The organism is Actinoplanes sp. NPDC051633 (genome assembly GCF_040681735.1).
In the GTDB taxonomy this organism is placed as follows: domain Bacteria; phylum Actinomycetota; class Actinomycetes; order Mycobacteriales; family Micromonosporaceae; genus Actinoplanes.
Window position 1 is genome coordinate 1 of sequence record NZ_JBFAZH010001271.1, and the last position, 2127, is coordinate 2127.

General features: G+C 70.2%; 2 protein-coding genes and 1 pseudogene. 2 read left to right on the plus strand and 1 reads right to left on the minus strand.

The genetic code is table 11. From position 1 onward, the window contains the following. Positions 1 to 931, plus strand: a 931-nt coding sequence (locus tag AB0M20_RS39945; RefSeq protein ID WP_364306331.1) for a hypothetical protein, incomplete at its 5' end; no start/stop codon positions are given. A gap of 101 nt (positions 932 to 1032) precedes the next feature. Here the strand turns inward: AB0M20_RS39945 and AB0M20_RS39950 are convergent. Continuing rightward, positions 1033 to 1215, minus strand: a pseudogene (locus AB0M20_RS39950) (DDE-type integrase/transposase/recombinase); the annotation flags it as partial. Between the two features lie 206 nt (positions 1216 to 1421). Between AB0M20_RS39950 and AB0M20_RS39955 the strand changes: the two are divergent. Beyond that, entirely contained in the window at positions 1422 to 2093 is a 672-nt protein-coding gene (locus AB0M20_RS39955) for an amidase family protein (protein WP_364306332.1), read from the plus strand. The last annotated feature ends 34 nt before the right edge of the window (positions 2094 to 2127 follow it).

Sequence of the window (2127 nt, forward strand, 5' to 3'; positions counted from 1 at the left end):
CGCGGAACTGCTCGACCTCAAGCGCGAGGTCGCGCGGCACCCCGCCATCCGCCGCACCGCCGCCGCGCCGCTGGCGCTCGGCGCCGGTGCGCTGGCGGCCACCGAGCGCGGTGAGCTCGACGACGCCGAGCGCGTGGCCACCGAGGCGCTGGAGCTGGCCGCCGACACCGCGGAGCGCTGCCTGGCGCTGCTCACCCTCGGCGTCGCCAACGTCTACGCGGGACGGCACGACCGCTCCGCCGCGTGGTGGCATCAGCTGCTCGCGGTCGACGGCCTTCCCGACGGATTCCGCGTCGACGGTCACGCCGGCCTGGCGCTACTGGCCGGCTATCACGGGAACCGCGCCGAAGCGCACATGCAGGCGGCCCTGGCGCGCTGCGCCGCCGAGGCCGCCGGCGCGGAGGGATCCCTTGCGTTCGCGACCTACGTGACCGGCGAGATCGCGCTGCTGGATGACCCGGAAGCGGCGGTCATGGTGCTTCGCGAGGCAGCAGGCCAAGCCGACCGTGCCGGGGCGGTACAGGTGGGCTCAGTGGCCCGCATCGCGTTGCTGTCCGCGCTGACTCGGCTGGGGCGCTCGGGGGAGGCGCTCGCGCTGGTCACCCCTTTGCTGCAGGACGAGCACCGGATGGGCCGGTGGCCGCAGCTGTGGACCACAGTGCGCGTCCTCGCTGAGCTGCTCGTCACATGCGACCGGAAGGAGACCGCGGCGTTCCTGCTGGCGGCAGCCGAGGCCGCCCCGTCGGCGCCGCAGCTCACCGGTGAGGACGTGGAGCGCTACCGCCGGCTGGCGGAGCGGATCGGCCAGCAGATTGGTATCGACGTCGTCAACCGGATTGCGGTGCTGGCCCGAGCGCTGCCCCGCGCCCAGGTCATCGGTCGGGCGCTCGCCGCGGCCGACGACCTCGCTGGCACAGCGGGCCCAGCGTGACGTCGCACGGCAAGGGGTTCCGAGTGTCCCTAGATTAGATGTGCATCGGCGGCGTTGCATTATCCGTTCGGCGGGCGTGACGAGCCCTGGACCGGGGCTACTCAGATCGCTTGGGCGAGTCCGGTGAACGTTGCGGCGAGTCTTGTGGTCGGCGGGGTGTCGAGTTCGAGGTCGAAGTGGCCGCGGCGCAGATTCTGCACGAAGGCGTGCCCGGCGATCACCACCTGCGCGGTCCGGTCGGTTTGGAGGCCGCGCATCGGTCGCAGCCGCCGCTTGAGCCGGCCGCGCAGGGCTGTCGGTAGCGGCACCGGCCCGAGCAGGCAGCTCGAGCCGGGTGCTGATACTCCTCACGATTTCACTCAATCACCGATGACCACGCCCCGATCTGATCGAGGCGTGCGAGATAGTAGTGATCGGCTGCGGACCGTTCTGGGCTTGGCCCCGAGTGAGCGGTTCGGGTTCGTATCACCGGCCACGCGTGAGGTAGACGATGACCGACCTGACCCGCCTGACGGCCACCGACCTGATCGCCGCGTACCGGGACGGTAGCGTGTCCCCGGTTGAGGTGACCTTGGCCATGCTGGCCGCGATCGATGCCGGCAACGACGACGTCAACGCCTTCGTCCTGGTCGATGCCGATGGTGCGGTGGCTGCCGCTGTGCGGTCCGAGGCCCGTTGGCGCCGCGGCGGCGTGCTCGGGCCGGGTGACGGCATACCGACCTCGATCAAGGACCTGCTGTACACCCGTGGGTGGCCGACGCTGCGCGGAACCAACCTGATCGATGAGCACGGGTTATGGGCCGAGGACGCCCCGGCGGTGGCCCGGCTCCGGGAAACAGGAGCTGTCCTGCTGGGCAAGACCGCCACGCCGGAGTTCGGCTGGAAGGGCGTCACCGACTCGCTGCGCCACGGCCCGACCGGCAATCCATGGGATGCCGCGCTGACCTGCGGCGGATCGAGCGGGGGCAGCGCGGCAGCGGTCGGGCTCGGCATGGGTGCGTGGTCGGTCGGCACCGACGGCGGTGGATCACTACGCATTCCCGCCGCGTTCACCGGTACGGTCACGATCAAGCCGACGTACGGGCTGGTCCCGGTGTGGCCCGCGAGCCCATTCGGGACCCTCTCGCATCTTTTTTATTTTCTTTCAAGTGTCTGTAAGTGATTGTTTTGTTTGTGACACGATCGATTGTGATGTC